The following is a 5,576-nucleotide window of genomic DNA, read 5'->3' as shown; positions in this document are numbered from 1 at the left end:
GTTGTCCGGCGGCGTCCTACTCTCCCACCCCGTCTCCAGGGCAGTACCATCGGCGCTGAGAGGCTTAGCTTCCGGGTTCGGAATGTTACCGGGCGTTTCCCTCTCGCCATGGCCGCCGTAACTCTGTGAACATGTCGAACCTTTCCCCGCGAACCGGGGGGTGGTTCGTGAACCAGGAATGCTGGTTCGTGCGTTCAGAACCGCACAGTGGACGCGAGACAATCTCTTTATCTGAGGCTTTTCACAGAACCTGTTGTGAAGGTTGTGTGTGGTCAAGCCCTCGGCCTGTTAGTACCGGTCAGCTCCACACCTTGCGGCGCTTCCACTTCCGGCCTATCAACCCGCTGGTCTGGGCGGGGGCCTTACCCGGTTAACCCGGTGAGAGACCTCATCTTGAAGCGAGCTTCCCGCTTAGATGCTTTCAGCGGTTATCCCTGCCGAACGTAGCTAACCAGCAGTGCACCTGGCGGTACAACTGGCACACCAGAGGTTCGTCCGTCCCGGTCCTCTCGTACTAGGGACAGCTCTTCTCAAGTCTCTTACGCGCACGGCGGATAGGGACCGAACTGTCTCACGACGTTCTAAACCCAGCTCGCGTACCGCTTTAATGGGCGAACAGCCCAACCCTTGGGACCTACTCCAGCCCCAGGATGCGACGAGCCGACATCGAGGTGCCAAACCATCCCGTCGATATGGACTCTTGGGGAAGATCAGCCTGTTATCCCCGGGGTACCTTTTATCCGTTGAGCGACACCGCTTCCACATGCCAGTGCCGGGTCACTAGTCCCAGCTTTCGCTCCTGCTCGACCCGTCGGTCTCACAGTCAAGCTCCCTTGTGCACTTGCACTCGACACCTGATTGCCAACCAGGCTGAGGGAACCTTTGGGCGCCTCCGTTACATTTTGGGAGGCAACCGCCCCAGTTAAACTACCCACCTGACACTGTCCCTGATCCGGATCACGGACCGAGGTTAGACATCCAATTCGACCAGAGTGGTATTTCAACGGCGACTCCACGAACACTGGCGTGCCCGCTTCGCAGTCTCCCACCTATCCTACACAAGCCGAACCGAACACCAATATCAAGCTATAGTAAAGGTCCCGGGGTCTTTCCGTCCTGCCGCGCGTAACGAGCATCTTTACTCGTAGTGCAATTTCGCCGAGCCTGTGGTTGAGACAGCTGAGAAGTCGTTACGCCATTCGTGCAGGTCGGAACTTACCCGACAAGGAATTTCGCTACCTTAGGATGGTTATAGTTACCACCGCCGTTTACTGGCGCTTGAGTTCTGAGCTTCGCCTTGCGGCTAACCCGTCCCCTTAACGTTCCAGCACCGGGCAGGCGTCAGTCCGTATACATCGTCTTACGACTTCGCACGGACCTGTGTTTTTAGTAAACAGTCGCTTCTCACTGGTCTCTGCGACCACCCACCGCTGCCCCGCGCAAGGCGGTTCACGATAGATGGCCCCCCTTCTCCCGAAGTTACGGGGGCATTTTGCCGAGTTCCTTAACCACAGTTCGCTCGATCGCCTCGGTATTCTCTACCTGACCACCTGAGTTGGTTTGGGGTACGGGCCGCTCGGAACTCGCTAGAGGCTTTTCTCGGCAGCATAGGATCATCCAATTCGCCTCATTCGGCTATGCGTCAGGCCTCACCCTGCATGTGGGACGGATTTACCTACCCCACGGGCCACACCCTTGCACCGGTACTACCACTCACCGGTAGGACTACCTTCCTGCGTCACCCCATCGCTTGCCTACTACCAGTCCGGGTCCCGAGCTACTCCCAGCCGGCCCACAAGTGGGACGACCGGTTTGGGTCGGTTAGCATCGCTGGGTTCAGCATGGGCGTTCCTTCGCGGGTACGGGAATATCAACCCGTTGTCCATCGACTACGCCTGTCGGCCTCGCCTTAGGTCCCGACTCACCCTGGGCGGATTAGCCTGGCCCAGGAACCCTTGGTCTTCCGGCGGGGGAGGTTCTCACTCCCCTCTCGCTACTCATGCCTGCATTCTCACTCGTGTGGCGTCCACGGCTGGATCACTCCGCCGCTTCAACCGCCACACGACGCTCCCCTACCCATCCACACACCTGGCCGGACCCTCAAGGAGTCCGGCGGGCTACATGTGAATGCCACGGCTTCGGCGGTGTGCTTGAGCCCCGCTACATTGTCGGCGCGGAACCACTTGACCAGTGAGCTATTACGCACTCTTTCAAGGGTGGCTGCTTCTAAGCCAACCTCCTGGTTGTCTCTGCGATCCCACATCCTTTTCCACTTAGCACACGCTTAGGGGCCTTAGCCGATGATCTGGGCTGTTTCCCTCTCGACTACGAACCTTATCGCCCGCAGTCTCACTGCCACGCTCTCACTTACCGGCATTCGGAGTTTGGTTGACGTCAGTAACCTTGTGGGGCCCATTAGCCATCCAGTGCTCTACCTCCGGCAAGAAACACGTGACGCTGCACCTAAATGCATTTCGGGGAGAACCAGCTATCACCGAGTTTGATTGGCCTTTCACCCCTACCCACAGCTCATCCCCCAGGTTTTCAACCCTGGTGGGTTCGGTCCTCCACGCGGTCTTACCCGCGCTTCAACCTGGCCATGGGTAGATCACTCGGCTTCGGGTCTAGGGCACGCGACTGTATCGCCCTGTTCGGACTCGCTTTCGCTACGGCTTCCCCACACGGGTTAACCTCGCCACGTACCGCTAACTCGCAGGCTCATTCTTCAAAAGGCACGCAATCACCCCGGACCGAAATCCTAAGGCTCTCACGGCTTGTAGGCACACGGTTTCAGGTACTATTTCACTCCCCTCCCGGGGTACTTTTCACCTTTCCCTCACGGTACTAGTCCGCTATCGGTCACCAGGAAGTATTTAGGCTTAGCGGGTGGTCCCGCCAGATTCACACCGAATTTCACGGGCTCGGTGCTACTTGGGAAACAAGCTCGGAAGAGACTGAGTTTTCGTGTACGGGGCTCTCACCCTCTACGGCGACCCCTTCCAGAGGCCTTCCACTAACACAGTCTTTTATGACTCCCTGCCCCTTCGGCAGAAGGAACTGAACTGTCCCACGACCCCGACCACACAACGCCTGCCGGCTATCACATGCGATCGGTTTAGCCTTCTCCGCTTTCGCTCGCCACTACTCACGGAATCACGGTTGTTTTCTCTTCCTGTGGGTACTGAGATGTTTCACTTCCCCACGTTCCCTCCACACGCCCTATGTGTTCAGGCGCGGGTCACACCACATGACTGGTGCGGGGTTCCCCCATTCGGAAATCCTCGGATCAACGCTCGGTTGACAGCTCCCCGAGGCTTATCGCAGCCTCCTACGTCCTTCATCGGCTCCTGGTGCCCAGGCATCCACCGTGTGCCCTTAACAACTTGGCCACACAAAAATCCCACCCATCAAGCCCGGAAGGACAAGATGAGCGGGCCTACAAACAAACTCTGCTAATCAGAGTCAGAAGATGCTCGCGTCCACTGTGCAGTTCTCAACGTACGACCAGTCACCACCCGATATGACCCCACCAGACCCGCAACACCCTCAAGTGCTCCAGCGGTATGAGACCCAGATGGCCCTGAACTGAAGACAACAGACACCGATACCTCGGTGAGCCCGTTCCCTCAGGACCCAACAGCGTGCCTACGACCCACACACCCCCACCACCCCGTTCCCCACCACCCCGAAGGGCGGCCGTACTAGGAGCAGCACCAGGCTGCCGGCCGAACTGGTCAGTGTTCCACCCTCGAGCACCACCCCAGGAGCTTCGCGGCCATCCGAGACTGGACGACCGTCATGTCCTGGGCGCAGCTCTGGACCACACCCACAAGGGATGCGGCCAGTGCTCCTTAGAAAGGAGGTGATCCAGCCGCACCTTCCGGTACGGCTACCTTGTTACGACTTCGTCCCAATCGCCGATCCCGCCTTCGACGGCTCCCTCCACAAGGGTTGGGCCACCGGCTTCGGGCGTTACCGACTTTCGTGACGTGACGGGCGGTGTGTACAAGGCCCGGGAACGTATTCACCGCAGCGTTGCTGATCTGCGATTACTAGCGACTCCAACTTCATGGGGTCGAGTTGCAGACCCCAATCCGAACTGAGACCGGCTTTTTGGGATTCGCTCCACCTCACGGTATCGCAGCCCTTTGTACCGGCCATTGTAGCATGTTTGCAGCCCTAGACATAAGGGGCATGATGATTTGACGTCATCCCCACCTTCCTCCGAGTTGACCCCGGCAGTCTCCTATGAGTCCCCACCATGACGTGCTGGCAACATAGAACGAGGGTTGCGCTCGTTGCGGGACTTAACCCAACATCTCACGACACGAGCTGACGACAACCATGCACCACCTGTGCACGGCCCTTACGGACCCACCATCTCTGGAGGATTTCCGTGCATGTCAAGCCTAGGTAAGGTTCTTCGCGTTGCATCGAATTAAGCAACATGCTCCGCCGCTTGTGCGGGCCCCCGTCAATTCCTTTGAGTTTTAGCCTTGCGGCCGTACTCCCCAGGCGGGGCGCTTAATGCGTTAGCTGCGGCACGGAACTCGTGGAATGAGCCCCACACCTAGCGCCCAACGTTTACGGCGTGGACTACCAGGGTATCTAATCCTGTTCGCTCCCCACGCTTTCGCTCCTCAGCGTCAGTTTCGGCCCAGAGACCCGCCTTCGCCACCGGTGTTCCTCCTGATATCTGCGCATTTCACCGCTACACCAGGAATTCCAGTCTCCCCTGCCGAACTCAAGTCCGCCCGTATCGACTGCAGACCCGAGGTTGAGCCTCGGGATTTCACAGCCGACGCGACGAACCGCCTACGAGCTCTTTACGCCCAATAATTCCGGACAACGCTTGCACCCTACGTATTACCGCGGCTGCTGGCACGTAGTTGGCCGGTGCTTCTTCTGCAGGTACCGTCACTTTCGCTTCGTCCCTGCTGAAAGAGGTTTACAACCCGAAGGCCGTCATCCCCCACGCGGCGTCGCTGCGTCAGGCTTTCGCCCATTGCGCAATATTCCCCACTGCTGCCTCCCGTAGGAGTCTGGGCCGTGTCTCAGTCCCAGTGTGGCCGGTCACCCTCTCAGGCCGGCTACCCGTCGTCGCCTTGGTAGGCCGTGACCCCACCAACAAGCTGATAGGCCGCGGGCCCATCCTCAGCCGATAAATCTTTCCACCACCAGACCATGCGGTCAGCGGTCATATCCGGTATTAGCCCCAATTTCTTGGAGTTATCCCAGAGCTGAGGGCAGGTTGCCCACGTGTTACTCACCCGTTCGCCACTGATCCCCTCCCGAAAGAGGTTCACCGTTCGACTTGCATGTGTTAAGCACGCCGCCAGCGTTCGTCCTGAGCCAGGATCAAACTCTCCGTAGATGATTTGATCGCAGCTGAGAACCGAGAGCTAGCACTCTCGATATCAATCAACCAAAGGAATCCCTGCCAGGAGCACAAAGCCCTGACACGGGGTATTACTTGGCACTGACTTTCGGCACGCTGTTGAGTTCTCAAGGAGCGGACGCGCAGAAACTCGACCCTTCCGGGCTCCGTCCCTGGCTGGATGTCCAACTCTACGCCG

3 rRNA genes are annotated in these 5,576 nt (G+C 58.5%); all 3 read right to left on the bottom strand.

The window, feature by feature from the left end:
* Positions 1 to 3: 3 nt before the first annotated feature.
* The 3 genes from rrf to C5508_RS18680 all read right to left on the bottom strand — a co-directional run bounded on the left by rrf (position 4) and on the right by C5508_RS18680 (position 5,374).
* Positions 4 to 120: ribosomal RNA gene (gene rrf, locus C5508_RS18690) — 5S ribosomal RNA — on the bottom strand.
* A 148-nt stretch (positions 121 to 268) separates the two neighbouring features.
* Positions 269 to 3,389, bottom strand: a 23S ribosomal RNA gene (locus C5508_RS18685).
* Positions 3,390 to 3,855: 466 nt separating this feature from the next.
* A 16S ribosomal RNA gene (locus tag C5508_RS18680) occupies positions 3,856 to 5,374 on the bottom strand.
* The 16S, 23S and 5S rRNA genes sit together here, the layout of an rRNA operon.
* Between the last annotated feature and the right edge of the window lie 202 nt (positions 5,375 to 5,576).

It is taken from the genome of Blastococcus atacamensis (genome assembly GCF_002938425.1).
Taxonomy (GTDB): Bacteria; Actinomycetota; Actinomycetes; order Mycobacteriales; family Geodermatophilaceae; genus Blastococcus; species Blastococcus atacamensis.
The sequence above is the reverse complement of the archived record's forward strand: the minus strand, read 5'-3'. Positions and strand labels throughout refer to the sequence as shown.